Consider the following 25,629-nt stretch of genomic DNA (forward strand, 5'->3'; position numbering starts at 1 on the left):
CGCCGCCGCGAGTGCCGACGAAGGCTACCGCGACGTGCACAATGGCCAGCAACATATCGGCGAAGCCACCGGCAGCGTGCTCAAGCTCAGCGAAGACCTGCAAAAGTCGACCCAGACCATGCAGTTGCTGGAGCAGGACAGCCAGAACATCAACACCATACTCGACACCATCCGGTCGATCGCCGAACAGACCAACCTGCTGGCGCTCAACGCGGCGATTGAAGCCGCACGCGCCGGTGATCAGGGCCGAGGCTTTGCCGTGGTCGCCGACGAAGTCCGCGCCCTCGCCCGCCGCACCGCCGATTCAACCGGTGAAATCGACAGCCTGCTGGGCAACCTCGCCCGTCGCACCCAGGAAGTCACCCTGCAGATGCAAGGCAGCCTGCTGGTGTCCCACACCAGCGTGGAACGCATCCAGCAGGCCCGCGACAGCTTCGACAAGATCCAGGGTTCGGTGGACTCGATCCGCGACCAGAACACCCAGATCGCCACCGCCGCCGAAGAACAGCACCAGGTGGCCGAGGAGATCAACCGCCACATCGCGCAGATCCATGCCGATGCGCAACTGGTCGAAGGCTTTGCCCACTCGGCACAGACCGGATCAGGTCGGTTGACGGATATTTCCGGTCAGCTCAAGGGGCTGGTGGGCCGGTTCAAGTTCTAGCCTGACGCATTCGAGGCGGTGATCCACGCACCGCCTCGTTGGTTTAACCCTACGCCGCCACCTTGAGCTCGGTCGACCGCCCGGTTGCCTTGAAGAAAACCAGCACCGCAATCCCCAGCACGATCCAGCAACTGCCGCCGACCTTGGCGTAGATATCCGAATTGACCAGCACATAACTGATGATCACGAAGCCGATCAGCGGTACCAACCCGTGCACTACGCGGCGGCCGGCCCCCCGGTAATGCCAGGCCACAGCCACATGAAGCAGCAGGAAGGCGGTCAGCGCACCAAAGTTGCACATCGACGCCAACAGGTCGATCTGCCCGACAAACAACAGCCCCAGCACCAGGCTCAAGCCTGCCACCAACAGCGTGGCGCGTTGGGGGACGCCGGTCTTCGCGTCGATCTGGCTGAGAAACTGCGGCAACTGACGGTCCCGAGCCATGGCGAACAGCAGCCGTGACGTCGCGGCCTGGGCCACCAGTGAGTTGGCGATCGCCGCGCCGATGGCGACTGCCAGGGCAATCACGATTTGCAGCCAGGGGCCAGCCACCAGTCGGCCGATTTCATAGAAGGCGTTGTTGGAGGCTTCGGGGCTCGGGTACTGGACCAGGTTGGGTTGAAGCAACGCCGCCAGCCAGGTCTGCACCATGAACAGCGCCGCCACCAGGGTCAGGGCCCACAACGTCGCGCGGCCCACGGCACGGCTACCGCCACGGGTTTCTTCGGACAAGGTGGAAATCGCATCAAAGCCCAGGAACGACAACACCGCCACCGACAGCGCGCTGAAGATCAGCGGCAGGGAAAACTCGGCCGGGTTGTACAGCGGCTTCATCGTCCAGCTCGCGCCATTGACGCCATTGCTGATGGCGATACTCGCCAGCACCACAAACACCACCAGCACCACCAATTGCCCGTACAGGAACAGGCGATTGGCGCGGGCGGTGGTCTGGATGCCGCGCAGGTTCACCAGCGTGTTGACCAGCACGAAAAACACGATCCACACCGGCTGGGATATCCCCGGAAAAACGTTGGCCATGGCATTCGCACCGATGACGTAGAGCAAGGTCGGCACCAGCAGATAATCCAGCAGGATCGCCCACCCCGCGAGGAAGCCCAACTGGCTGTTCAGGCCGCGACCGACATAGGCATACACCGAGCCCGCCACCGGAAACGCCTGGGACATCTGCTGGTAGCTGATCGCGGTGAAGAGCATGGCGACAAAGCCGATCAAGTAAGTCAGCGGCACCATGCCATGGCTGGCGTCGAACACGCCGCCAAAGATCGAGAACGGCGCCAGCGGCACCATGAAGACCATACCGTAGATCAGCAGGTCGCCCAGGCTGAGCTGGCGCTTGAGTTGCTGGGTATATCCGAAACGCGCGAGCTGCGCGCTGTCGGCGGGTGTGGGAATGTCGGACATGGATGCGCTCCGCAGGGATTGAACAGAAGCCTCACTCTAGGGCGACGCCCGTCCGGGCGTTATCCTGAAAACTACTAGGTTTTCGGCCTTGGCAGACTGTTTGCTTGAAAAACCGTGCATCCCAACACCCGGAGCCACCATGCACACCGACCTGATGACATTCAGCGATCAGCTCGCCCACTTGAACAGCGTTGATGCCTGCCTGGCCCATGTTCAGCAGGCCACCAACCGCCTCGGGTTCAAGACACTGATCTATGACTATGCGCCGGTCCCCGTCAGCCACGAGGGCGCGCTGATTACCCCCTCGGTGTTCAAGACCCTGAATGCCCCGGGAGATATGTACGCGCAGTGGTGCGAACGCGGCTATTACCAGATCGACCCGGTGCAACAGTGCGCTGCGCGGCGCACGACACCATTTGCCTGGTCGTTCAGCGCCGACACCGGCTGGAACGGCGCGCTGACCGAAGCCCACCGCCCGGTAGCCCACTACATCCGCGACTGCGGCCTGAGCACCGGCCTGACCGTGCCATTGCACTTGCCCGATGGCGGCTTTGCCACGCTGACCGCCATCATCGACGGCACACCGGCGGACGCCGAGCATCACACGCGGCAGAACCTCGGTGAAATGCTGGTGTTGGCCCATGCGCTCCAGGCCCAGGTCACCGACCTGCTCGCGCCGGCGGAACGCGACTGCACGTACATTCGTCTCACCCGTCGAGAACGTGAGTGCCTGCAGCATTCGGCCAAGGGGCTGACGGCCAAGGGCATCGCCGCCACGCTCCACCGCTCCGAGGCCACCGTCAACCTGCACCTGATCGCCGCCGCGCGCAAACTGGGCGCGCGCAACCGCGTGGAAGCCGTCGTACGTGGCTTGCATTACCGCCTGGTGGAAGTCTGAGAACCTAGCATTTTTGCCAGTGCACCTGAGCGCCTGCTTTGAATAGCCTGTACCCCATCGTTCCCCAATGAGGTACACAACATGCTGGTACGCGAAGGTTATGCCGATTTCGGTGATTACCGAACCTGGTTCCGGGTCACTGGCGACTTGAATTCAGGGCGCCTGCCCTTGATCGTTGCCCACGGCGGCCCCGGCTGCACCCATGACTACGTCGACAGTTTCAAAGACCTGGCCGCCACCGGCCGCGCCGTGGTGCACTACGACCAACTCGGCAATGGCCGCTCGACCCACCTGCCCCAGGCACCCAAGGATTTCTGGTGCGTGGACCTGTTCCTGGCCGAACTGGACAACCTGATCGCCCACCTGGGCCTGCGTGATTACGCATTGCTTGGGCAATCCTGGGGCGGCATTCTTGGTGCCGAACATGCGGTTCGCCAACCGGTCGGCCTCAAGGCCCTGATCATCGCCAACTCGCCGGCGTCCATGGAACTGTGGTGCGAAGCGGCCAACGAACTGCGCCAGGCACTGCCCGCCGACGTGCAAGCCACCTTGCAGCGGCACGAAGACGCCGGCACCACCGATACCCCTGAATACCGCGCCGCCTCCGACGTGTTTTACGCGCGCCACGTGTGCCGTATCCAGCCAATGCCCGCCGAGGTGGCACGCACCTTTGCCGCGATCGACGCCGACCCGACTGTCTACCATGCCATGAACGGCCCGACCGAATTCCATGTGGTCGGCAGCATGCGCAACTGGACCATCATCGACCGTCTGTCGCGCATCCAGGTACCCACCCTGCTGATTTCCGGGCGTTTCGACGAGGCCACGCCAGCGACGGTGCAGCCGTTTGCCGACGGGATTGAGGAGGTGCAGTGGCAGATTTTCGAGCAGTCCAGCCATATGCCCCACGTCGAAGAACGTGAGGCATGCATGGCGAGCGTCGCAGCGTTCCTCAACGCGCACTAGCCATACCGCCACCCCCGGTACCCGGCGGCCATTGACGCCACCGGGGCCAGCAGGTCGAGGGATTTTCCAGCCCCCTCCATGACGACGCACTCCAGCCTCTTGCGCTTCTCGTATTATGGTATACCATCATACGGAAATCCCACGCATCCGATGGAGCCGTCCATGAGTTTCGAAATCCGCAAGATCGTCAGCTATGTAGAAGAAACCTTCATCGAAGGCGGCAAGGCCGCAGACACCCCGGTGAAAATGGTCGGCCTCGCCGTGGTCCTGAAAAACCCATGGCTGGGTCGCGGTTTCGTCGAAGACCTCAAGCCGGAAATCCGGGCCAATTGCTCCGACCTCGGCGCGCTGATGGTCGAGCGCCTGGTGGGCATCATTGGCGGCGCCGAAAACATCGAGGCCTATGGCAAGGCTGCCGTGGTCGGTGCCGACGGCGAGATCGAACACGCCAGCGCGATCATCCACACCCTGCGCTTCGGCAATCACTACCGTGAAGCGGTCAAGGCCAAGAGCTACCTGAGCTTCACCAACAAGCGCGGCGGGCCGGGCACCTCGATCCAGATCCCGATGATGCACAAGGACGACGAAGGCCTGCGTTCGCACTACATCACCCTGGAAATGCACATCGAAGATTCGCCGCGTGCCGACGAAATCGTGGTGGTCCTGGGGTGCGCCGACGGTGGCCGCCTGCATCCACGGATCGGTAACCGTTACATCGACCTGGAAGAACTGGCGGCGGAAAAAGCCCAGTAAGCACGGCCGGCCACCACAACAAAAAACATGCAGGAGCGCTCCATGATTCGGCTCACCGCTGAACGCACCCCGGCTGGCACCAGTTATCTGGCGACCGGCCAAGGCCAGCCTGTGGTTTTGATCCACGGCGTGGGCCTGAATAAAGAAATGTGGGGCGGGCAAGTCGTTGGCCTTGCCTCGAACTACCGCGTGATCAGCTATGACATGCTCGGCCATGGCGCCAGCCCGCGCCCGGCCGCCGGCACGCCGCTGCTGGGGTATGCCGACCAGTTGCTGGAACTGCTCGACCACCTGCAACTGCCCCAGGCCACGGTGATCGGTTTTTCCATGGGCGGCCTGGTCGCGCGGGCGTTTGCCCTGCATTACCCCGAACGCCTGCAAGGCCTGGTGGTGCTCAACAGTGTATTCAACCGCAGCCCCGAACAGCGTGCCGGCGTGATTGCACGCACCGCCCAGGCCGCCGAACACGGCCCGGATGCGAATGCCGAAGCCGCGCTGTCGCGCTGGTTCAGCCGTGAATATCAGGCGGCCAACCCGGCGCAGATCGCCGCCCTGCGTGAAACCCTGGCGGGCAACGACCCCCAGGGCTACCTGACCACCTACGAACTGTTTGCGACCCAGGACATGTACCGCGCCGACGACCTCAAGGGTTTGCGCGTACCGACCCTGGTCGCCACCGGCGAACTCGATCCCGGTTCAACCCCGGAAATGGCCCGGCAACTGGCCGATCGTATTCCCGGCGCCACCGTTGCGGTGCTGGCCGAGCAACGGCATATGATGCCGGTAGAATCGCCACGCCTGGTCAACCAGCTGCTGCTGGGTTTCCTCGACACGGTGTACGCCCAAAACAATCCAATCAAGGGGATCGTTGCATGACACTCGCACGCTTCCAGATGTGCATCGGCGGTGAATGGGTCGATGCCCTGTCCGGCAAGACTTTCGACAGCCTCAACCCGGCCCTCGCCGAACCCTGGGCGCAACTGCCCGACGCCGACGAAGCCGACGTGGAGCGCGCCGTGCAGGCCGCCCAAAGCGCCTTCGACAGCCCGGCCTGGCGTGGCCTCACCGCCACCGCACGGGGTAAATTACTGCGCCGCCTCGGTGACCTGATCGCCGAGAACAAAGAGCAACTGGCCCAGCTGGAAAGCCGCGACAACGGCAAGTTGATCCGCGAAACCCGTGGCCAGGTCAGCTACCTGCCGGAGTTTTTCCACTACACCGCCGGCCTGGCCGACAAGCTCGAGGGTGGCACCCTGCCGCTGGATAAGCCGGATCTGTTCGCCTACACCGTGCACGAAGCCATGGGCGTGGTCGCCGCGATCATTCCGTGGAACAGCCCGCTGTACCTGACCGCGATCAAGCTCGCGCCGGCCCTGGCGGCGGGCAATACCATCGTGATCAAACCCTCGGAACACGCCTCGGCAACCATCCTCGAACTCGCGCGCCTGGCCCTCGAAGCCGGGATCCCGCCAGGCGTGGTCAATGTGGTCACAGGCTTTGGCCCCAGCACCGGCGCCGCCCTCACCCGCCACCCACTGGTGCGCAAGATCGCCTTCACCGGCGGCGCGGCCACGGCCCGCCATGTGGTGCGCAGCAGCGCGGAGAACTTCGCCAAGCTGTCCCTGGAACTGGGCGGCAAGTCGCCGAATATCATCTTTGCCGACGCCGACCTCGACAGCGCCATCAACGGCGCGATTGCCGGTATCTACGCGGCGTCCGGGCAGAGCTGCGTGTCCGGTTCGCGCCTGCTGGTGCAGGACGAGATCTACGACGAATTCGTCGAGCGCCTGGTGGCTCGCGCCCAGCGCATCCGCATCGGTAAACCCCAGGACGACGCCAGCGAAATGGGCCCCATGGCCACCGCGCAGCAACTGGCCGTGGTCGAAGGCCTGGTCGCGGATGCCATCGCCGAAGGCGCGCGCTTGCGCACCGGTGGCAAACGCCCGCAGAACCTCGGTGAAGGCTGGTTCTATGAGCCGACGCTGTTCGAGTGCGACAGCAACTCGATGAAGATCATGCAGGAAGAAGTGTTCGGCCCGGTGGCCTCGGTCATCCGTTTCAAGGATGAAGCCGAAGCGCTGGCCATCGCCAACGACTCGCAGTTCGGCCTCGCCGCCGGCATCTGGACCCGCGACCTCGGCCGCGCCCACCGCCTGGCGCGGGACGTGCGCTCGGGGATCATCTGGGTCAACACCTACCGCGCCGTGTCGGCAATGGCGCCTATCGGCGGCTTCAAGAACAGCGGCTACGGACGTGAAAGCGGCATCGATTCGGTACTCGCCTACACCGAGCTAAAGACGGTGTGGATCAACCTCTCCCAGGCGCCCATGCCTGATCCTTTCGTGATGCGTTAAGAGACCCCGACCATGATCGAACCCGGCATTTACAAAGACGTCATGAGCTCGTTCCCTTCGGGCGTCACGGTGGTCACCACCCTCGACCCCGACGGCGGCATCGTCGGCATTACCGCCAGTGCGTTCAGCGCACTGTCGATCGACCCGGCACTGGTGCTGTTCTGCCCCAACTATGCGTCGGACACCTACCCGATCCTGCGCGACAGCAAGCGCTTCGCGATCCACTTGCTGTCCGCCGACCAGACCGCCGAGGCCTATGCTTTCGCCAGCAAAGGCAAGGAAAAGGCCAAGGGCATCGAGTGGCACCTGAGCGAGCTGGGCAACCCGCTGCTGGCCAAGGCCACGGCGATCATCGAGTGCGAACTGTGGCGCGAATACGACGGCGGCGATCACGCGATCATCGTCGGCGCGGTGAAGAACCTGATCCTGCCCAACGAACCGGTCACGCCGATGATCTACCACAAGGGCAAGCTGGGCCCGCTGCCGGCCCTGGCCTGAGGCGCGCGGGGGCCGTGAGGGTTTGTCGCTTAAGGAACTCAGCATGATAAACTTGGGCACGATTTTCGGCCCTCAATCGGCCCCGGCCGGCCGAGGCCTCCAGTTAACCGCTAAATTCAGAGCAGACCCCATGAAACGCGCGCCCCTCGACGACAGCTTCAAGGTCAATCACAACCCGGTCACCCTGCGCGAAATCGTGCTGGAAAAACTGCGCAGCGCCATCATGAACTTCCAACTGCTGCCCGGTGACCGCCTGGTGGAGCGCGACCTGTGCGACCGCCTCGGCGTCAGCCGCACCTCGGTACGCGAAGCCTTGCGTCACCTGGAGTCCGAAGGCCTGGTGGAATTCGCCGATGCCAAGGGCCCGCAAGTGGCGATCATCACCCTGGCGGACGCCGTCGACATCTATGAACTGCGTTGCGTGCTCGAAGGCTTGATCGTGCAATTGTTCACCCTGCGCGCCAAGGCCAAGGACATCAAGGCCCTGGAAAAAGCCCTGGAAGAAAACCGCAAGGCCCTCAAGGACGGTGAGCTGCAGCAGGTGATCGACTCGGTCCAGGGCTTCTACGACGTGCTGCTCGAAGGTTCGGGCAACCATGTGGCGGCCACCCAGTTGCGCCAGTTGCAGGCGCGCATCAGCTACCTGCGCGCCACCTCGGTGTCCCAGGAAAACCGTCGCGGCACCAGCAATCAGGAAATGGAACGCATGGTCCAGGCGATCAAGAGCGGCGACCCGCTGGCGGCCCACCAGGCCTGCGTCGATCACGTGCGCGCCGCCGCCGCCGTGGCCCTGGACTACCTCAAGCGCAAACAGGAAGAAACCGGCAAGATTCCGGAAATCACCCTGCCCATCGCACTGAAAGAACCGCGCATAGGTCACTGACCGTGTCCAGCCCCAGCTTTTGCCCGACATGCGGCGGCAGTGACCTCGGTCACCAGCTGCCACCGGGCGATACCCATGAGCGCCTGATGTGCCGGGGCTGCGGCTATATCCACTACATCAATCCCAAGATCATCGCCGGCTGCATCATCGAGCAGGACGGCAAATACCTGCTGTGCCAGCGCGCGATTCCGCCGCGCCCCGGCACCTGGACATTGCCTGCCGGTTTCATGGAAGGTGGCGAAACCACCGAACAGGCCGCGCTGCGAGAGGTGTGGGAAGAGAGTGGCGTACGCGCCGAGATCGTCTCGCCCTACTCCATCTTCAGCGTGCCCAGGATCAGCGAGGTCTACATCATCTTCCGCGCCATCGCGCTGGAGATCACCGGCCAGTTCGGCCCGGAGACCCTCGACTACAAGTTCTTCGCGCCCGAGGAGATTCCCTGGGACAGCATCTACTACCCGGCGATCCGGCAGATCCTCGAACGGTATATCGAGGAACGCCAGGCTGGGGTGTATGGCATCTATATCGGTAATGACGACAGCGGCAAGATCCACTTCATCCGCTGATCTTCAGCTAAACCGGGTCCACATGTGGGAGGGGGCTTGCTCCCGATAGCAGCATGTCAGTCAATACATGAAGTGACTGAACTACCGCCATCGGGAGCAAGCCCCCTCCCACATTTGAATCGGTTTATACCTGAAAAAATCAGCGCGCCAGCCCTTCCACGATGATGATCTGCGCCTGCCCTGCCCCCTCGCGGTGTCCCTTCGCCTCCTGATACTCCCTGGATTCATAACACGCCACCGCCTGCTCATAGCTCTCAAACTCAATCACCACATTACGCTGCCGTGCCGGCCCGCCCTCCAGCGCTTCGCTGCGCCCGCCCCTGGCTAGGAACCGTCCGCCAAACTTTGCAAACGCCGCCGGCGCGCGCTGGGTGTACTGCGTGTATTGCTCTACATCGGACACATCCACATGGGCAATCCAGTAGGCCTTCATCGGGACATCCTCTTATTTAGAATTTGTGGTATACCATAATACATACAACCAACAAGTCGAGCATTTTACATGGCCTTCAACAGCATCGCAGACATCATCGAAGACTATCGCCAGGGCAAGATGGTGCTACTGGTGGACGACGAAGACCGGGAAAACGAAGGCGACCTGCTACTGCCCGCCGCCTGCTGCACCGCCGAGACTATTAGTTTCATGGCCCGCGAAGCCCGTGGCCTGATCTGCCTGACCCTCACCGACGAACACTGCCAGCGCCTGGGCCTGGAACAGATGGTGCCGAGCAATGGCAGTGTGTTCAGCACCGCATTTACCGTGTCCATCGAGGCCGCCAGCGGCGTGACCACCGGCATTTCCGCCGCCGACCGCGCGCGTACCGTGGCCGCTGCCGTCGACAGCAATGCCGGACCGGCCGACATCGTGCAGCCGGGGCATATCTTCCCGTTGCGCGCCAAGGACGGTGGTGTATTGACCCGCGCCGGTCACACCGAAGCCGGTTGCGACCTGGCGCGCCTGGCCGGGCATACGCCGGCCTCGGTGATTGTCGAAGTGATGAACGACGACGGCACCATGGCGCGCCGCCCCGACCTGGAAATCTTCGCGCGCAAGCACGGCATCAAAATCGGCACCATCGCCGACCTGATCCACTACCGCCTCAGCACTGAACGCACCGTGGTGCGCATCGGCGAACGCGACCTGCCCACCGTGCACGGTACCTTCCGCCTGATCACCTTTGAAGACCGCATCGACGGCGGCGTGCACATGGCAATGGTCATGGGCCAGTTGCGCCGCGATACGCCTGCGCTGGTACGCGTGCACGTGATCGACCCGCTGCGCGACTTGGTCGGTGCCGACTACAGCGGCCCGTCCAATTGGACGCTGTGGGCGGCCCTGCAACGTGTCGCGGCTGAAGGCAGCGGCGTGGTGGTAGTGCTGGCCAACCATGAATCGTCCCAGGCGCTGCTGGAACGCGTGCCGCAACTGACCCAGGCACCGCGCCAGTTCAACCGTTCGCAGTCGCGCATCTATTCCGAAGTGGGCACCGGGGCGCAGATCTTGCAGGACCTCGGCGTCGGCAAGCTGCGTCACCTCGGCCCGCCCCTCAAATACGCCGGGCTCACCGGCTACGACCTGGAGGTGGTCGAGAGCATTCCCTTCACCGAATGACGGATAACCGGTAAGGCAAAATGCTTGCACAAAGTTTGGAATACCATAATATGATATTCCATAGACCGAACGCTTCTGCCAAGTGCGCCCGCCAGGGAGAGCACCAATAACAGCCCTTGGCACGGTCGCCTTTTGGGGTCTCGATTAGAGGCCCCCGATAGACCTACTGCTCCCGATAGGCGGGCATTACCAAGCCCGCTCAATAACAAAACAAATGAGGGCGTGAAAATGGTGTTGAACAAACGTGCAACCGCAGTGCTGTTCGCGGGTTTATTGGCCACGGCCACTCACGCGGCCATGGCGGCCGAAAGCGTCAATTTCGTGAGCTGGGGCGGTAGCACCCAGGATGCGCAGAAGCAGGCCTGGGCCGACCCGTTCAGCAAGGCCAGCGGCATTACCGTGGTCCAGGACGGCCCCACCGACTACGGCAAACTCAAGGCCATGGTCGAAAGCGGCAACGTGCAGTGGGACGTGGTGGATGTCGAGGCCGACTTCGCCTTGCGCGCCGCCGCCGAAGGCCTGCTCGAACCGTTGGACTTCTCGGTGATCCAGCGCGACAAAATCGACCCGCGCTTCGTCTCCGACCATGGCGTCGGTTCGTTCTTCTTCTCTTTCGTGCTCGGTTACAACGAAGGCAAGCTCGGCGCCGGCAAGCCCCAGGACTGGACCGCGCTGTTCGACACCAAGACCTACCCCGGCAAACGCGCCCTCTACAAATGGCCAAGCCCCGGCGTGCTCGAACTGGCGCTGCTGGCCGACGGCGTCCCGGCCGACAAGCTCTACCCCCTGGACCTGGACCGCGCCTTCAAGAAACTCGACACCATCAAGAAAGACATCGTCTGGTGGGGCGGCGGTGCGCAGTCGCAACAGTTGCTGGCGTCCGGCGAAGTCAGCATGGGCCAGTTCTGGAACGGTCGCATCCACGCCCTGCAGGAAGACGGCGCGCCCGTGGGCGTGAGCTGGAAGCAGAACCTGGTCATGGCCGACATCCTCGTCGTGCCTAAAGGCAGCAAAAACAAAGCCGCTGCCATGAAGTTCCTGGCCAACGCCAGCAGCGCCAAAGGCCAGGCGGATTTCTCCAACCTGACCGCCTATGCACCGGTGAACATCGACAGCGTGCAACGCCTGGATTCGGTACTCGCGCCGAACCTGCCGACCGCCTACGTCAAGGACCAGGTCACCCTCGATTTCGCCTACTGGGCCAAGAACGGCCCGGCCATTGCGACACGGTGGAATGAATGGCTAGTCAAATGAAAATGACGGCAACCACACCGACCGGGAGCGCCCTCGGCGCTGCCGGCGCGGTTTCGGCCAAGGCCGGGGCGCCGTCCCTGGCGCAGCGCTGGCGGGGCTCGAGCAACCTGATCCCGGCCCTGCTGTTCCTCGGCCTGTTCTTCCTGGCGCCGTTGATCGGCCTGTTGCTGCGCGGCGTGTTGGAGCCAGTACCGGGCCTGGGTAACTATGAACAGCTATTCGCCAACTCGGCCTATGCACGGGTGCTGCTCAACACCTTTTCGGTGGCGGGCCTGGTGACCCTGTTCAGCCTGCTGCTGGGCTTTCCACTGGCCTGGGCGATCACCCTGGTGCCGCGCGGTTGGGGACGCTGGATCCTCAACATCGTGCTGCTGTCGATGTGGACCAGCCTGCTCGCCCGCACCTATTCCTGGCTGGTGTTGCTGCAAGCCTCCGGGGTGATCAACAAGGCGCTGATGGCCCTGGGCATCATCGATGTGCCCCTGGAGATGGTGCATAACCTCACCGGCGTGGTGATCGGCATGAGCTACATCATGATCCCGTTCATCGTGCTGCCATTGCAGGCGACCATGCAGGCCATCGACCCGATGATCCTGCAGGCCGGCTCGATCTGCGGCGCGAGCCCGTGGACCAACTTCTTCCGCGTATTCCTGCCGCTGTGCCGGCCGGGGTTGTTCTCCGGCGGCCTGATGGTGTTCGTGATGTCCCTCGGTTACTACGTCACCCCGGCGCTGCTCGGCGGTGCGCAGAACATGATGCTGCCCGAGTTCATCATCCAGCAGGTGCAATCGTTCCTGAATTGGGGCCTGGCCAGTGCCGGCGCCGCGTTGCTGATCTTCATCACGCTGGTGCTGTTCTACTTCTACCTGAAGCTTCAGCCGGAATCCCCGGTTGGCGCCAGCAACGCGAGGTAAGCCGTCATGCTCCTGACCCCCAATGCCATGAGCCGCAGGATGCGCTTGGGCCTCTACACCACCACCGGGTTGATTGGCCTGTTCCTGCTGCTGCCGATCGTGTTCATCGTGCTGCTGTCGTTCGGCTCGTCGCAATGGCTGGTGTTCCCGCCGCCGGGCTGGACGCTGAAATGGTACGGCCAGTTCTTCTCCAACGCCGACTGGATGAACGCGGCCATGGCCAGCCTCAAGGTGGCCGTGCTGACCACCGTGTTCGCCGTCGCCCTGGGCCTGCCTACCGCATTTGCCCTGGTGCGCGGGCGCTTCCCCGGCCGCGAATTGCTCTACGGCCTGTTCACCCTGCCGATGATCGTGCCGCTGGTGATCATCGCAGTGGCGGTGTATGCGCTGTTCCTCAAGCTGGGCTACACCGGCACGATGTTCGCCTTTGTGGTCAGCCATGTGATCGTGGCGCTGCCGTTCACCATCATCTCGATCATTAACTCGCTGAAGCTGTTCGACCAGTCGATCGAAGACGCGGCGGTAATCTGTGGCGCCTCGCGGTTGCAGGCGGTGTTCAAGGTGACCTTCCCGGCGATTCGCCCGGGGATGGTGGCCGGTGCACTGTTCGCCTTCCTGGTCTCGTGGGACGAAGTGGTGCTCAGCGTGATGATGGCCAGCCCGACCCTGCAAACCCTTCCCGTAAAAATGTGGACCACCCTGCGCCAGGACCTGACGCCTGTGATCGCCGTCGCGTCGACGCTGCTGATCGGCCTCTCGGTGCTGGTCATGGTGATTGCCGCCGCCGTTCGCCGGCGTACCGAAACCCGCGCTTGAGCGCCGAGGAGAAGAACATGAGTGCAGTGATCAACGATGTCGCGCAGAGCCATGGCCAACCCCTGGTCAGCCTGCGCAACCTGAACAAGCACTACGGCGAATTCGCTGCCGTGGACAACATCTCGCTGGACATCAAGGACGGCGAATTCCTCACCTTCCTCGGCTCCAGCGGCTCGGGTAAAAGCACCACGCTGTCGATGCTTGCCGGTTTCGAAACGCCGAGCAGCGGCGAGATCCTGGTCAGCGGCCAATCACTGGTCAACGTGCCGCCGCACAAGCGCGACATCGGCATGGTGTTCCAGCGTTACTCACTGTTCCCGCATTTGTCGGTGCGCGACAACATCGCCTTCCCCCTGGCGATTCGCAAACTGGCCAGCGCCGAACGCGAAAAGCGCGTCGACGCCATGCTCAAGCTGGTGCAACTGGAGCCGTTCGCCCATCGCCGCCCTTCGCAATTGTCCGGCGGCCAACAGCAACGGGTCGCCATCGCCCGCGCGCTGGTGTACGAGCCACGCATCCTGCTGATGGACGAACCCCTCGGCGCCCTCGACAAGAAGCTGCGCGAAGACCTGCAAGACGAACTGCGTCAACTGCACCGGCGCCTGGGCATCACCATCGTCTACGTGACCCACGACCAGGAAGAAGCCATGCGCCTGTCCCAGCGCATCGCGATTTTCAGCCACGGCAAGATCGTCGGCCTGGGCAGCGGCTTCGACCTCTACCAGAACCCGCCGAACGCGTTCGTGGCGTCGTTCCTCGGCAATTCCAACTTCCTCAAGCTCAAGGCCCAGGGCAACGCCGTGGCGACGTTCGAAGGCCAGGCGCTGTCGATCCGCCTGACCAGCGGGCTGCACACCGAGCAGGATGTGCTGCTGATGGTACGCCCGGAAAAAGCCCTGGCGCTGAGTGTCGAACAGGCCGCTGAACAACCATTGGCGGCGGGCTGGAATGAAGTGTCGGCGATTGTGGGTGAGGTGCTGTTCCTCGGCGAAAGCCAGACCTGCACGGTGAAAACCCTGGGCGGCACGTCGATGACAGTCAAGGCACTGTCCGCTGCCGGTATGCCGCTCAAGGCCGGCGACCCGGTGCGTGTGCGCTGGGCGACGGCGGATGCGTGTGTGTATACCGAGTGGGCTGAAAGCGATCTGAACAAGGCCGCTGGCGCGCATTGAGTCACGCCCCACCACTCGGTGCCTCGCCTAGGCTTGGCATGCCCTCACTCCGGCCAGCGTGGTTAACGGGGCGCCTGAGATCACGATCAAAGGCAAGAGCAAAAGCAGGCTGATACCTCACGGATGTATGGAGATCAAACTGTGGGAGGGGGCTTGCCCCCGATGGCGGCCTGTGGGCCGACCATTTGCTGGGGTTGGAATGAGTACATATCCGTTGCTGCGGTAACGGCCGCTATGGGTTCCGCCCTGACGGCGGCTCACTTTTGAACAGCGCAAAAGTAAGCAAAACGCTTCGCCCCACCACTCGGCACCTCGCCCAGGCTCGGTGTGCCCCAAATCACTATCGAATTCCGGCCAGCGTGGTTTAACGGGGCGCCTGAGATCAAGATCAAGATCTAAAGCAAGATCAAGGGCGGCTCGCTTCGCATCGTGGTTACCGTTGGCTGCTACAAAGTTGTGTAGATACCTATAGCTATCGGGGGCAAGTCGAATCGTCGCACCGCCCCTCCCACAGTTTTGATTTGTGTTGTGTCAGTGATGTCAGGGTGGAGAGTTTTTCAGCCGCCCAGCCGTATCGATACTCACGACAACCGACAACCCCGGCCGCAACCGCTCGCTCTCGGCCTGATCCGGGTCCACGGTGATCCGCACCGGCACGCGTTGGGCAATCTTCACAAAGTTGCCCGTCGCGTTGTCGGCCTGCAACAGGCTGAACTCCGACCCCGTCGCCGGGGAAATATGCTGCACCGTGCCGTGAAACTTGCGGTGGTTGAGCGCATCCACGGTGAAGGTCACCGGCTGGCCGATCTGCACATTGTCCATCTGGGTTTCTTTCATGTTGGCGATCACCCACAGCTGGTGCGGCACCAGCGCCATCAACTGCGCGCCGGAGTTGACGTAGGCCCCCAGCCGCACGCCAATCTGCCCCAACTGCCCGTCACGCGGGGCGGTGATGCGCGTGTTGGACAGGTCGATACGCGCCAACTCCACCGCCGCCTCGGCACTCGCCACCGCCGCTTCCAGGGAACCGCGATTGACGATCACCGTTTGCAAATCCTGCCGCGCAATTTCCAGGCTGGCCTGGGCTTGTGCGACGGCGGCGATGGTCTGGGCATTGGCGGCACGGGTCACGTCCAGCTCGCGCCTGGACACCGAGCCGTCGCTGATCAGCTCTTCGTTGCGACGCAGGTCGGCGGTGCTTTTGCGCGCCTGGGCCTGGCTGTCCACCAGTGCGGCCTGACGCAGCTTGATCGTCGCTTCGGCGCTGTTGCGTTGTTGCACCACATTGGCCAGCGAGGCCTTTTGCACCGCCAGTTGCGCCAGCGCCTGGTCGAGGCGCTGCTTGTAGATGCGGTCATCCAGGCGCACCAGCAGATCGCCGGCCTTGACGTACTGGAAGTCCTGCACCGGCACCTCGAACACATAACCGCTGAGCTGCGGGCCGATGATGGTGACCTGGCCGCGCACCAGGGCGTTCTCGGTGGTTTCCACCGCGCTGCTGAACGGCGGCAATTGCCAGGCATACAGCACGATCAGCACCCCAACGATGGCAATCGCGGCAAAGCCCAGGGACGAGAGGATGCGCACGCGCAATGAGCGCGGCTCGGTGACCGTGGCGCCGGGCGGCGTGGTGCCTTCCGGGGTGGCGGCGATGGCGTTGGTGGTCGTGGTGGTGGTCGGTTCGGTCATGAAGTGGCGCCGCTGGGTTGAACGGGAGTGGCTGCTTTAGTGGTGCTCATCAGCCACAGACTGCGGATAAAAATCCAGATCATGGTCAGGATCGCGATAATCGCGATCAGCATGAACACATCGTTGTAGGCCATGACATTGGCCTCACGGGTCGCCGCCGTGGCCAGGCTGCGGATGCCCATGAGGTTACGCAGTTCCGGGTCGGCGACGATACCGCCATAGGCCGACCCGCCGCTCTGCACCCGCGCGGCCACACGCGGGTCGAGCAAGGTCAGGTGCTCGACGATCATGCTGGAGTGATACTTCTCGCGCACGATCTGGAAGGTGCCGAGCAAGGCCGCGCCGATCAGGCCGCCGAGGTTCTGGCAAATCCCGAACATCACCGAAAAGCTCACCAGGTTACGCGGGTTGGCCAGCACGTTTTTGGTGCCCAGCACCATGGTCGGCCCCAGAAAGAACGTACCGCCGAAGCCTAGCAGGAACTGGCTGACGTACAGGTTCTGCGGGCGCGTGAGGTTGCTGGAGAAACTGTCCATCACCGAACCGGTGGCCATCAGCGCCAGGGAAATCACCAGCGGCATCAGCAGGTGCGCCGGGTTGATCGTCAGTGCACTGACCACCAGCCCACTGATCGCGCCGGCCAGCATCACCACATACAGCGTATGCATCTGCTGGTAGCTCATGTTCAACATTTGCATGAACCCGACCGCGCCGGTGGACTGCTCCGACAGCACCATGCGAATCAGGATCACCGCCAGCGCGAGGCGAATCATGGTGCCGCTGCCCAGCCAGCGGGTCATCAGCAGCGGGTTGGCGCGATTATGTTCGATGGCCAGGCCAGCCATGATCAGCACCAGGGAACAGGCCGAGGCCACGCCGATCCACGGCGCTTCCAGCCACCAGTCGATACGCCCCAGGGACAGGACCGCGCACAGCAGGGCCACGCCGCTGGCGAGGATGGCGAACGTGAGGAAATCGAGTTTTTCAAAGGTCTTGAAGCGGTCGCCGGGTGGCAGCTTGAGCAGGAACACACAGCCCAGGCAGATCAGCGCCATGCCCAGTTCGAACAGGTACAAACCACGCCACTCGGCAATTTGCAGCAGGTCTTCGGAGAACAGTCGCGCCAGCGGCAGGGCCAATTGCGCCGTGCCCAACCCCAGCACCAGGGATTTCAACCGCCACTTGGCCGGGAACGCCTGGATCATGTAGTACAAGCCCAACGAACTCAGCGCCGCGCCGACCATGCCGTGGGCCGCCCGTACGGCGATGGCCGAGTTGAGGTCGTTGACGAACAAGTGGCCGAAGGTCACCAGCGCGTAGAGCACCAGGAACACCTCGGTAAACGCCCGCAGGCCGAATTGCTGGCGAAACTTCACCAGCAGCAGGTTCATGCACACGTTGGTCATCACATAGGCGGCGGGCAGCCAGGCCATTTCGGCGGTAGTCGCACCGAGGGCGCCTTGCAGGTATTGCAGGTTGGCGATGACCAGCGCGTTGCCCAGGCCACCGGTGATTGCCACCAGCACGCCCACCAGCGCGTACAGCCAGCGCTTGTGGGTGGGGTGCCACGGCGTCGACGGCGAACCGGGCAGGCTCGGGCGCTCGTGGGGTTCCCAGGTGTGGGGAGTGTATTTATCCATTCGATGACCTAGATGACCCGACGAGGGACGTCGGTAAAACCATTACTCAGAGTAGTAAACCTGAGCGGGGTTCATCTTGCCATCTTGGGCGCATCAGTTAGCGCCCCTCCTGCCACTCATGCGCTGTGTTCTTCACTCAATGGCAGGGATGCGATTATCTCAGCGCGGCACGTCTGCAGGATTTCATCCGCCAGGCCCGAGTCATCCGGACACGCCCGTGACAGCATGACCGCACCGATTGCATGGGCCAGCAGGTCGATCATTTTCGCGCGGGCCTCTTGCCTGGTGACATCCACACCCGCCGTGTACTTGTCCTCGAGTGCTGCAAGGGTGTTTTCAACGCCACTGGCAAAGGTCGCCTTCAGATCATCCGACTGACGGGCGGCGTCACCACACAGGGCTGCCATGGTGCATCCCTCTCCCCTGCCGTCCCTGTGATCCCTGGACACGTACAGGTTCACAAAGCCCGGCACGTCCAGATCGCACGTACTCGACAGGGATTTTGCCAGGCTATTTTCGGCCGCTTCGGCCATCAAGTCGGCTTTGGAGCCGAAGTGTTTGTAGAAGCCTCCCTGGGTAAAACCCGCGGTAGCCATGAGCTCTGCGACACCCACACCGTCATAGCCACGCTCACGAAACAGCTCTGACGCCGTCTCCACAATATGAGCTCGGTTAGCGAGTGATTGCGTCTTGGTGATCTTCATTTCGCGCCCCTGGGACTCCTGAACAATGGCCCCGACTATACTCTGATGTCGATCACAATCAAAACTATTGACACCTTTGATTATGATCGACATCATAAAACCACCAGCGCATATCTCTGCGGCTGTGCGGCGCAGATCGCCGTCTATGATCATCCTGAACAATCAAGAGCATCTACTTATGAGCACCCCAGAAACCGTACTGATTACCGGCGCCTCATCAGGCATTGGCGCGACCTACGCCGAGCGTTTTGCCCAACGTGGGCACAACCTGGTACTGGTGGCCCGCGACAAAAACCGGCTGGACGCACTGGCCTCCCGGCTGCGTGAAAAACACGCGGTATCCATTGACGTGATCCAGGCCGACCTGACTCAAACCAGCGATCTGACCACCGTCGAAGCTCGCCTGCGTGATGACGCCAGTATCGGCATCCTGGTAAACAATGCGGGCGCCGCCCTCTCCGGCAGCTTCATCGAGCAATCCATCGACAGCGTTACCAACCTGGTCGCGCTCAACACCACCGCCCTGGTGCGACTTGCCAGCGCCATCGCTCCACGCCTGGCACACGCCGGTAACGGCGCGATTATCAACATTGGCTCGGTGGTGGGGCTGGCACCGGAATTCGGCATGAGCGTCTACGGTGCGACCAAAGCGTTTGTGCTGTTTCTATCCCAAGGGCTGAGCCTTGAGCTCTCGCCCAAAGGCGTCTACGTGCAAGCCGTTCTTCCAGCGGCAACCCGCACGGAAATCTGGGATCGCGCGGGCATCGACATCAATACGCTGAGCGAAATCATGAGCGTGGACGAGCTGGTCGATGCGGCGCTGGTCGGTTTTGATCGTCGCGAGCCGGTGACCATTCCACCGTTACAAGACGGTGCCCGTTGGGATGCCTTGCAGGCTGCCCGCCAAGGTTTGCTTGCAGAAATTCGCCAATCGGTCGTCGCCGAGCGCTATCAAGCCAAGGCGTGATAGTTACGCTAAACCATGAGAACTGAACGATGAAAGCCTTCCTGATCGACCGTTACGGCAAGAATCCTGGACGTCTTGGCGAGGTCCCGGAGCCGGAACCGGGCATCAACGACGTCTTGGTCAAGGTGCATGCCAGCAGCGTCAACCTGCTGGATTCGAAGATCAGCAAAGGTGAGTTCAAACTGATCCTGCCGTACACATTCCCGCTGATCATGGGTAACGACCTGGCCGGCGTCGTCGTTCGCGTGGGGTCAGGCGTGCGCACCTTCAAGCCGGGTGACGAGGTCTATGCGCGCCCGCCCCAGGCGCGCATCGGCGGCTTTGCCGAGCTGATCGCGATAGAGGAAAGTGCCCTCGCTCTGAAACCCAAAAACACCAGCATGGAACAAGCCGCTGCCCTGCCCCTGGTTGCACTGACAGCCTGGCAGGTGCTGGTTGAAACAGCCCGCTTGAAGAAAGGACAAAAAGTCTTTATCCACGCAGGCTCCGGTGGCGTCGGCAGCATTGCCATCCAGCTTGCAAAACACCTGGGCGCTTTCGTTGCCACCACGACCAGCACCCGCAACGTGGAGTGGGTCAAGGCGTTGGGCGCAGACGTCGTCATCGACTACACGCAGCAAAACGTCGAAACCGTGTTGCGCGACTACGACGTCGTATTGAACAGCCTCGGCGCTGCCGAACTGGAAAAATCCCTGCGCATTCTCAAGCCGGGAGGCCAGCTCATCTCCATCTCAGGGCCACCGACCGCTGAGTTCGCACGCGAGCAAAAACTGTTCTGGGGACTGGGTTGGATCATGCGCCTGTTAAGCAGCGGCATACGCAGAAAAGCCCGCAAGCAAGGCATCGACTATGCGTTCGTGTTCATGCGTGCAAGCGGTGCTCAATTGCAGAAAATCACTGCGCTTGTCGAGTCCGGCGCTATCACACCGGTGATCGACCGAACCTTCCCTTTCGAGTCAACGGCTGAGGCATTGAGCTACGTCGAACGGGGCAGAGCCAAGGGGAAGGTGGTGATCAAGATCCTATGACTAAGCCCACCCAACGCTCAAGCTGATGGCGATGCAGACTTGTGGCGAGCGGGCTTGTCCCGCGTCGGGGTGCGCAGCAGCCCCAGAACCAGCCACTGTGCAATATCGGGTACACCGCATTCATCCTTCATTGGGGGCGCTTCGCACCCCAACGCGGGACAAGCCCGCTCGCCACAGGGGTTCCAGTTTGCTGAACGACAGCGCTGAATCGAAGATTCAGCGGCCTCCCACATTGGACCTCATGTGCATCCAGAAGCGCGTTTCAAATCAGATCCAACCGAGCCAACTCCAATAAGTCGCCGCAAACACCAACATCAGCCCATACCCGATCAACGTCACCAGGATCCCCACCTTGGCAAACTGCCGCGCCGTAAACGTCCCGGTCCCCAGGCACACCATGTTCTGCGGCGCATTGATCGGCAGGATAAACCCGTAGCTCATCACAAACCCCAGCAGCATGGTCATCCCCAACCGGTTGAACTCCCCGGGCAAGGTCTGCAACACCGCAATCAGGATCGGCAACAGCGCCGAGGTCAACGCCGTGGCGCTGGCAAAGCCCAGGTGGATCACAATCAAAAACGCCCCCAGGATCGCAAACACCCCCAGCGGCCCGACCTGATCAAGGCCGGTGTGCGCCACCACCTGGGAGCCCAGCCATTGCCCGGCCTGGGTGGTCAGCAGCGCGGTACCGAGGCTGATGCCCACGCCAAATACAATCACCGTGCCCCATGGAATGCGCGACTGCACATCCTTCCAGGTCATCACCCCAATCCCCGGCAGCAGCAGGAACACCAGCCCGGCGTAGGTGGTCGAGGTAGTGTCGAACGGGTGCAGGCGCCCTTCCGTCGCCCATGCCAACAGCAGCAGCACCGACACCGTCAGCAAGCGTTTCTGCGGGCCGGTCATCGGGCCGATGTCCACCAGGGACTGGGCCACGGCCTCCTTGCCACCGGGGATGCTGTCGGTTTCCGGCGGCAGCAGCTTGATCACCAGGAACAGCAACACCGCCGACATGATCACCGCCCACGGCGCGCCGGCGATCAGCCAGTCGATCCACGACACGCGCTGGCCGAGCATCTTGTCCATAAAACCCACGGTCAGCAGGTTTTGCGCGGCGGCGGTCTGGATGCCGACGTTCCAGATGCTGGTGCCCTGGGCCACCACGATCATCAGGCCGGCGGCAATGTTGGAGCGCTTGTCCACGCCAAACGCGGCAACCACGCCCATCATGATCGGCACCACACAGGCGCTGCGTGCGGTGGCGCTGGGCACCACCAGGCTGAGCAGGATGGTCACCGCAATCGCCCCCAGCAGAATGCCGCGGGTGCTGGTGCCGACGCGGGTCAGGGTCACCAGGGCGATGCGCCGGTCCAGCCCGGTGTGGGTCATGGCCGCCGCGATGAACAACGCACCCGCCACCAGGGCCAGTGCCGGGTTGGAAAAGCCGGTGAGCGCCATGCTGATGGCCGGGCTGGAGCCGATCAGGTGCGTGGGGTCTTGCAGCGACGGTGCCGTGCCGAGCAAAAACGCCATGAGCGAGGTGATCATGATCGCGCTGGCTTCATAGGACACCGCCTCGGTGATCCACACCACCACGGCAAACGCGAGGATCGCCAGCATGCGCTGCCCGGCCACCGGCAGCTCGGCGGGCAGCGGCAACAGCAGCACGCCGACCATCACCAATACACCGATCACCAGGCCCAGGGGCAACTTGAAGGATGTTGCGGTTGTTGCGGGGGCGTTCATGGCGGGCTCCGTCAGGCTCTGAATCAGGAGGGCAGCATGGGGCAAAGCGCCGCAACGGGTGTTGACGGGTATCAAGACCCTAGGTCAATAACTGGCTCAATACCGCCCGCAACTTGCCGGGCTTGAGCGGTTTGTTCAACAACGGCGCATCCAGCCGCCTTAATGCGCGGCGGCACTGGTCGGTGCGGTCGGCGGTGATGATCACGGCAGGGATGTTCTGCGCGAAATGCTCGCGCAGGTGCTTGACCACCGCACAGCCCACCACACCGTGGTCGAGGTGGTAGTCGGCAAGGATCAACTCCGGCGCCCGGCCCTGCAACGCCAGCAACGCCCCGGCCTGGTCGGTGGCAGTGATCACCTCACAGCCCCACTGCGCCAGCAGCGCGCGCATGCTGTCGAGGATGCTCACCTCATTATCGATCACCAGCAGGCGCCGCCCCGGCAGCGGGTTGCCCGTGGTCGGCAGCACCGGCAGTTGGCTGATCGCCTGGGGCATCTCTTCGCTGATGGGCACCTCGATACTGAACATCGAGCCACGCCCCGGCCACGAACGGACCGCCACCGGGTAGCCGAGGATTTCGGCGATACGCTCGACAATCGCCAGGCCCAGCCCCACGCCTTTACGGTCTGAGGCACGGCCGACGTCGAGCTGGTTGAACTCGAGGAAGATCGCGTCGAGCCGGTCGGCTGCAATGCCGCGCCCGGTGTCCCACACCTCCAGGCGCAGGCGATCGCCACGGCGGCGCGCGCCGAGCAGGATGCAGCCCTCGTCGGTGTAGCGGCAGGCGTTGCTGAGGAAGTTGCGCAGGATGCGCGTCACCAGTCGCAAGTCGGTGCGAATCGCATAATGGCCGGTCCGCGCGCGCAGGTTCAGCCCGGCCGCCAGCGCCACCGACTGGAACTCCGAGACCAGCGGCGCAAACAGCTCATCCAGGCGATACAGCGCCACATCGGGCTTGACCGCCGCCTGGTCGAGCCGCGAAATATCCAGCAGGTCGGTGAGCAAATCCTCGGCGCCTTCCAGGGCCTGGTGGGTGCGCTCCACCAGCACCTGTTCGACGCTGGGCAAGTTACGTTCGCGCAGGGTCGAGATCAGCAGCCGCGCCGCGTTCAGCGGTTGCAGCAGGTCATGGCTGGCGGCGGCGAGGTATTTGTCCTTGCTGCGATTGGCAGCCTCGGCGGCGTCGCGCGCATCGCGCAGCTCCTGCTCGACCTGCTCACGTTGGGCGATCTGCTGTTGCAGATTGCGGTTGGCTTCCAGCAGTTCATCGGTGCGCGCCGCCACACGCTGCTCCAGCTCATCGTTGAGGCGAATGTAGCGGTTGCGCTCGGCCTCCAGTTCGTCAAGGCGCGCGGTGAGTTCCGGGTAGTGGCTCTTGCGCGCCGAGTGATTGCCCAGCCCCAGCAGCCCGGCCAGTGCCTGTAGCTGGTCGTCAGAGCGCTTCGCCATACACCACCTCGACGTCACGCTGGCTCGACTCGCGCGGGTTAGTGAGGATGCACGGGTCGTGCATCGCATGTTGGGACAGGAACGGAATATCCGCCACGCGCACCCCATGCAAACCGAGGGTTTCGTGAAAACCGATGGCGTGTTTCAGCGCAATCAGATGCTCCACCAGCCGCCCGCGAATCTGCCGATGGCTGAGGCCCCGGCAATCGATGCCGAACGTCTCGGCAATCACCTTGAAGCGCTCCGGCGCCGAGTTGTAGTTGAACGCCACCACGTGTTCCACCAGCACCGCGTTGCACAAGCCATGGGGCAGGTCGAGAAACCCGCCGAGGCTGTGGGACATGGCATGCACCGCGCCGAGGATCGCATTGGAAAACGCCAACCCCGCCTGCATGCTGCCGAGCATGATCTTCTCGCGCAGGGCAATGTCACCGGGGTTGGCGATCATCTGCACCAGGTTGCCGTTGATCAGGCGCATGGCTTCCAGCGCATGGGGGTCGGTGAGCGGGCCGTGGCCGGTGGACACGAACGCCTCGATGGCATGCACCAGTGCGTCGATGCCGGTGCAGGCGGACAGGAACGGATCCATGCTCGCCGTGGTTTCCGGGTCGATGAGAGACACATCCGGCACCACCGCCTTGCTGACGATGGAAAACTTCATGCGTTCCTGCTGGTTGGAAATGATCACGAACTGCGAGACATCCGCCGAGGTGCCGGCGGTGGTGGGGATCAGGATCAACGGCGGGCTCGGCACGCGGATGGTGTCCACGCCTTCGAACTCGAGGATGCAGCGCCCATGGGCGACCACAATGCCGATGGCCTTGCCGCAGTCCATGGGGCTGCCGCCACCGATGGCCACGATCACGTCGCAATGGTTTTCCCGGTACACCTCGGCACCGAGCATCACTTCCTCGACGCGCGGGTTGGGCGACACGGCGCTGTACAGGCAGTAGTCGATGCCGATGGCCTGCAGGCTGGCTTCCACATCGGCGACCCAACCGGCGGCGATCACACCGGGGTCGCTGACCACCAGCACCTTGCGCGCGCCGAAGGTCTTGGCGTAGTTACCGACGTTATGCCGGCAGCCGGCACCGAAGATGATTTCAGGCGAGACGAATTTACGCAGGAGGCTCAGATTTGGGCTCATTGGAAAGCCTGTTGTTATTATTTTTGGGAGATGCGCTTCACACTAACCCATTCGGGGGCGAATGCAATCAGACCAAAGGGTCATTCCCAATACGGCACCGGCCAGCGCGAGGCTGGCCGGAGATGGATCAGCGGCTGGCGAAGTACATGGTCACTTCGAAGCCGATACGCAGGTCGGTGAAGGCGGGTTTGGTCCACATGGGGAGAGTCCTCTTGTTGTGCCGGAAGATTCCGGTAAGGGCATTAATGCATGGGGGGATGGGGGGGCGAATGCTACTTTCGAAGTAAATGCCGCACTGCATTAGTCGCGAATGTACAGGGAGCAAAATGTGGGAGGGGCTTGCCCCCGATGAGCATGAGTATCTACACAACTTCAATAGAATAGTGCGTAGCAGCTGTCGAGCCTTGGCGAGGCTGCGTCAGGCGCGCTGCCGATTCAGGCTCGAGGCGCGGCCGACGCAGCCTCGCTTGCGCTCGGCAGCTGCT

24 protein-coding genes and 1 pseudogene are annotated in these 25,629 nt (G+C 62.8%); 16 read left to right on the plus strand and 9 right to left on the minus strand.

Features of this window, described 5'->3' with window-relative positions; all coding sequences use genetic code 11:
• Positions 1-148 precede the first annotated feature (148 nt).
• Positions 149-664 (plus strand): annotated as a pseudogene (locus FIV39_RS34050) (methyl-accepting chemotaxis protein); the annotation flags it as partial.
• Positions 665-713: 49 nt separating this feature from the next.
• Here the strand turns inward: FIV39_RS34050 and FIV39_RS27380 are convergent.
• Positions 714-2,087 (minus strand): APC family permease, encoded by a 1,374-nt coding sequence (locus FIV39_RS27380; protein ID WP_090405920.1) that lies wholly within the window; start codon positions 2,085-2,087, stop codon positions 714-716.
• Positions 2,088-2,226: 139 nt separating this feature from the next.
• Between FIV39_RS27380 and FIV39_RS27385 the strand changes: the two genes are divergently transcribed.
• The 8 genes from FIV39_RS27385 (at position 2,227) to FIV39_RS27420 (ending at position 9,005) form a co-directional block, all read left to right on the plus strand.
• The gene (locus tag FIV39_RS27385; RefSeq protein ID WP_090405923.1) at positions 2,227-2,985 is read left to right on the plus strand and encodes a helix-turn-helix transcriptional regulator; all 759 of its coding nucleotides are present in this window, start codon (positions 2,227-2,229) and stop codon (positions 2,983-2,985) included.
• An 81-nt stretch (positions 2,986-3,066) separates the two neighbouring features.
• A complete protein-coding gene (locus tag FIV39_RS27390) occupies positions 3,067-3,951 on the plus strand; it encodes a proline iminopeptidase-family hydrolase (RefSeq protein WP_090405925.1) in 885 nt (294 codons plus the stop codon).
• Positions 3,952-4,113: 162 nt separating this feature from the next.
• On the plus strand, positions 4,114-4,704 hold the full coding sequence (locus tag FIV39_RS27395; protein ID WP_065939735.1) for an amino acid synthesis family protein: 591 nt from the start codon (positions 4,114-4,116) through the stop codon (positions 4,702-4,704).
• Positions 4,705-4,746: 42 nt separating this feature from the next.
• A complete protein-coding gene (locus FIV39_RS27400) occupies positions 4,747-5,580 on the plus strand; it encodes an alpha/beta fold hydrolase (protein ID WP_090405928.1) in 834 nt (277 codons plus the stop codon).
• A complete protein-coding gene (locus FIV39_RS27405) occupies positions 5,577-7,058 on the plus strand; it encodes an aldehyde dehydrogenase (RefSeq protein WP_090405932.1) in 1,482 nt (493 codons plus the stop codon). The genes FIV39_RS27400 and FIV39_RS27405 overlap by 4 nt, the downstream gene beginning before the upstream one ends.
• Before the next feature lie 12 nt (positions 7,059-7,070).
• Positions 7,071-7,556, plus strand: coding sequence for a flavin reductase family protein (locus FIV39_RS27410; protein ID WP_090405935.1), 486 nt, complete (start codon positions 7,071-7,073; stop codon positions 7,554-7,556).
• A 130-nt stretch (positions 7,557-7,686) separates the two neighbouring features.
• Positions 7,687-8,439 (plus strand): GntR family transcriptional regulator, encoded by a 753-nt coding sequence (locus tag FIV39_RS27415; protein ID WP_027603600.1) that lies wholly within the window; start codon positions 7,687-7,689, stop codon positions 8,437-8,439.
• Positions 8,440-8,441: 2 nt separating this feature from the next.
• A complete protein-coding gene (locus FIV39_RS27420; protein WP_090405938.1) occupies positions 8,442-9,005 on the plus strand; it encodes an NUDIX hydrolase in 564 nt (187 codons plus the stop codon).
• Positions 9,006-9,144: 139 nt separating this feature from the next.
• On the opposite strand, the gene FIV39_RS27425 is transcribed toward FIV39_RS27420, so the two are convergent.
• Positions 9,145-9,438, minus strand: coding sequence for a DUF1330 domain-containing protein (locus FIV39_RS27425; protein WP_090405941.1), 294 nt, complete (start codon positions 9,436-9,438; stop codon positions 9,145-9,147).
• A gap of 69 nt (positions 9,439-9,507) precedes the next feature.
• On the opposite strand from FIV39_RS27425, the gene ribBA reads away from it, so the two are divergent.
• The 5 genes from ribBA (at position 9,508) to FIV39_RS27450 (ending at position 14,773) form a co-directional block, all read left to right on the plus strand.
• Positions 9,508-10,617: a bifunctional 3,4-dihydroxy-2-butanone-4-phosphate synthase/GTP cyclohydrolase II gene (gene ribBA / locus FIV39_RS27430; protein ID WP_090405944.1), complete on the plus strand. Its 1,110-nt coding sequence runs from the start codon at positions 9,508-9,510 to the stop codon at positions 10,615-10,617.
• A gap of 228 nt (positions 10,618-10,845) precedes the next feature.
• Positions 10,846-11,871 (plus strand): ABC transporter substrate-binding protein, encoded by a 1,026-nt coding sequence (locus FIV39_RS27435; RefSeq protein WP_090405947.1) that lies wholly within the window; start codon positions 10,846-10,848, stop codon positions 11,869-11,871.
• On the plus strand, positions 11,868-12,785 hold the full coding sequence (locus tag FIV39_RS27440; protein WP_167361122.1) for an ABC transporter permease: 918 nt from the start codon (positions 11,868-11,870) through the stop codon (positions 12,783-12,785). Before FIV39_RS27435 ends, FIV39_RS27440 begins: the two co-directional genes overlap by 4 nt.
• A gap of 6 nt (positions 12,786-12,791) precedes the next feature.
• Positions 12,792-13,601: an ABC transporter permease gene (locus tag FIV39_RS27445; protein WP_010567348.1), complete on the plus strand. Its 810-nt coding sequence runs from the start codon at positions 12,792-12,794 to the stop codon at positions 13,599-13,601.
• Positions 13,602-13,618: 17 nt separating this feature from the next.
• Positions 13,619-14,773, plus strand: a complete 1,155-nt coding sequence (locus tag FIV39_RS27450) for an ABC transporter ATP-binding protein (protein ID WP_090405953.1) — start codon at positions 13,619-13,621, stop codon at positions 14,771-14,773.
• Between the two features lie 540 nt (positions 14,774-15,313).
• On the opposite strand, the gene FIV39_RS27460 is transcribed toward FIV39_RS27450, so the two are convergent.
• From FIV39_RS27460 to FIV39_RS27470, 3 genes are all read right to left on the minus strand, one after another.
• Complete coding sequence (locus FIV39_RS27460; protein WP_090405955.1) at positions 15,314-16,462, minus strand: HlyD family secretion protein; 1,149 nt, start codon at positions 16,460-16,462, stop codon at positions 15,314-15,316.
• Positions 16,459-18,102: an MFS transporter gene (locus FIV39_RS27465; RefSeq protein WP_090405959.1), complete on the minus strand. Its 1,644-nt coding sequence runs from the start codon at positions 18,100-18,102 to the stop codon at positions 16,459-16,461. The genes FIV39_RS27460 and FIV39_RS27465 overlap by 4 nt, the downstream gene beginning before the upstream one ends.
• Before the next feature lie 116 nt (positions 18,103-18,218).
• Positions 18,219-18,806, minus strand: coding sequence for a TetR/AcrR family transcriptional regulator (locus FIV39_RS27470; RefSeq protein ID WP_090410056.1), 588 nt, complete (start codon positions 18,804-18,806; stop codon positions 18,219-18,221).
• Positions 18,807-18,984: 178 nt separating this feature from the next.
• On the opposite strand from FIV39_RS27470, the gene FIV39_RS27475 reads away from it, so the two are divergent.
• The gene (locus tag FIV39_RS27475; protein ID WP_090405962.1) at positions 18,985-19,773 is read left to right on the plus strand and encodes an SDR family NAD(P)-dependent oxidoreductase; all 789 of its coding nucleotides are present in this window, start codon (positions 18,985-18,987) and stop codon (positions 19,771-19,773) included.
• A gap of 29 nt (positions 19,774-19,802) precedes the next feature.
• Positions 19,803-20,801: an NADP-dependent oxidoreductase gene (locus tag FIV39_RS27480; RefSeq protein ID WP_090405965.1), complete on the plus strand. Its 999-nt coding sequence runs from the start codon at positions 19,803-19,805 to the stop codon at positions 20,799-20,801.
• 267 nt (positions 20,802-21,068) lie between these two features.
• Here FIV39_RS27480 and FIV39_RS27485 read toward each other — a convergent pair whose 3' ends face one another.
• The 4 genes from FIV39_RS27485 to pqqA form a co-directional block, all read right to left on the minus strand.
• Entirely contained in the window at positions 21,069-22,547 is a 1,479-nt protein-coding gene (locus FIV39_RS27485; protein ID WP_090405968.1) for a DASS family sodium-coupled anion symporter, read from the minus strand.
• Positions 22,548-22,626: 79 nt separating this feature from the next.
• Positions 22,627-23,997 (minus strand): ATP-binding response regulator, encoded by a 1,371-nt coding sequence (locus FIV39_RS27490; protein WP_090405971.1) that lies wholly within the window; start codon positions 23,995-23,997, stop codon positions 22,627-22,629.
• Entirely contained in the window at positions 23,981-25,144 is a 1,164-nt protein-coding gene (gene ercA, locus FIV39_RS27495) for an alcohol dehydrogenase-like regulatory protein ErcA (RefSeq protein WP_090405974.1), read from the minus strand. Before ercA ends, FIV39_RS27490 begins: the two co-directional genes overlap by 17 nt.
• A 127-nt stretch (positions 25,145-25,271) precedes the next feature.
• The gene (gene pqqA, locus FIV39_RS27500; RefSeq protein WP_010209364.1) at positions 25,272-25,343 is read right to left on the minus strand and encodes a pyrroloquinoline quinone precursor peptide PqqA; all 72 of its coding nucleotides are present in this window, start codon (positions 25,341-25,343) and stop codon (positions 25,272-25,274) included.
• Positions 25,344-25,629 lie beyond the last annotated feature (286 nt).

This window comes from Pseudomonas grimontii, assembly GCF_007858185.1.
Lineage (GTDB): Bacteria > Pseudomonadota > Gammaproteobacteria > Pseudomonadales > Pseudomonadaceae > Aquipseudomonas > Aquipseudomonas grimontii.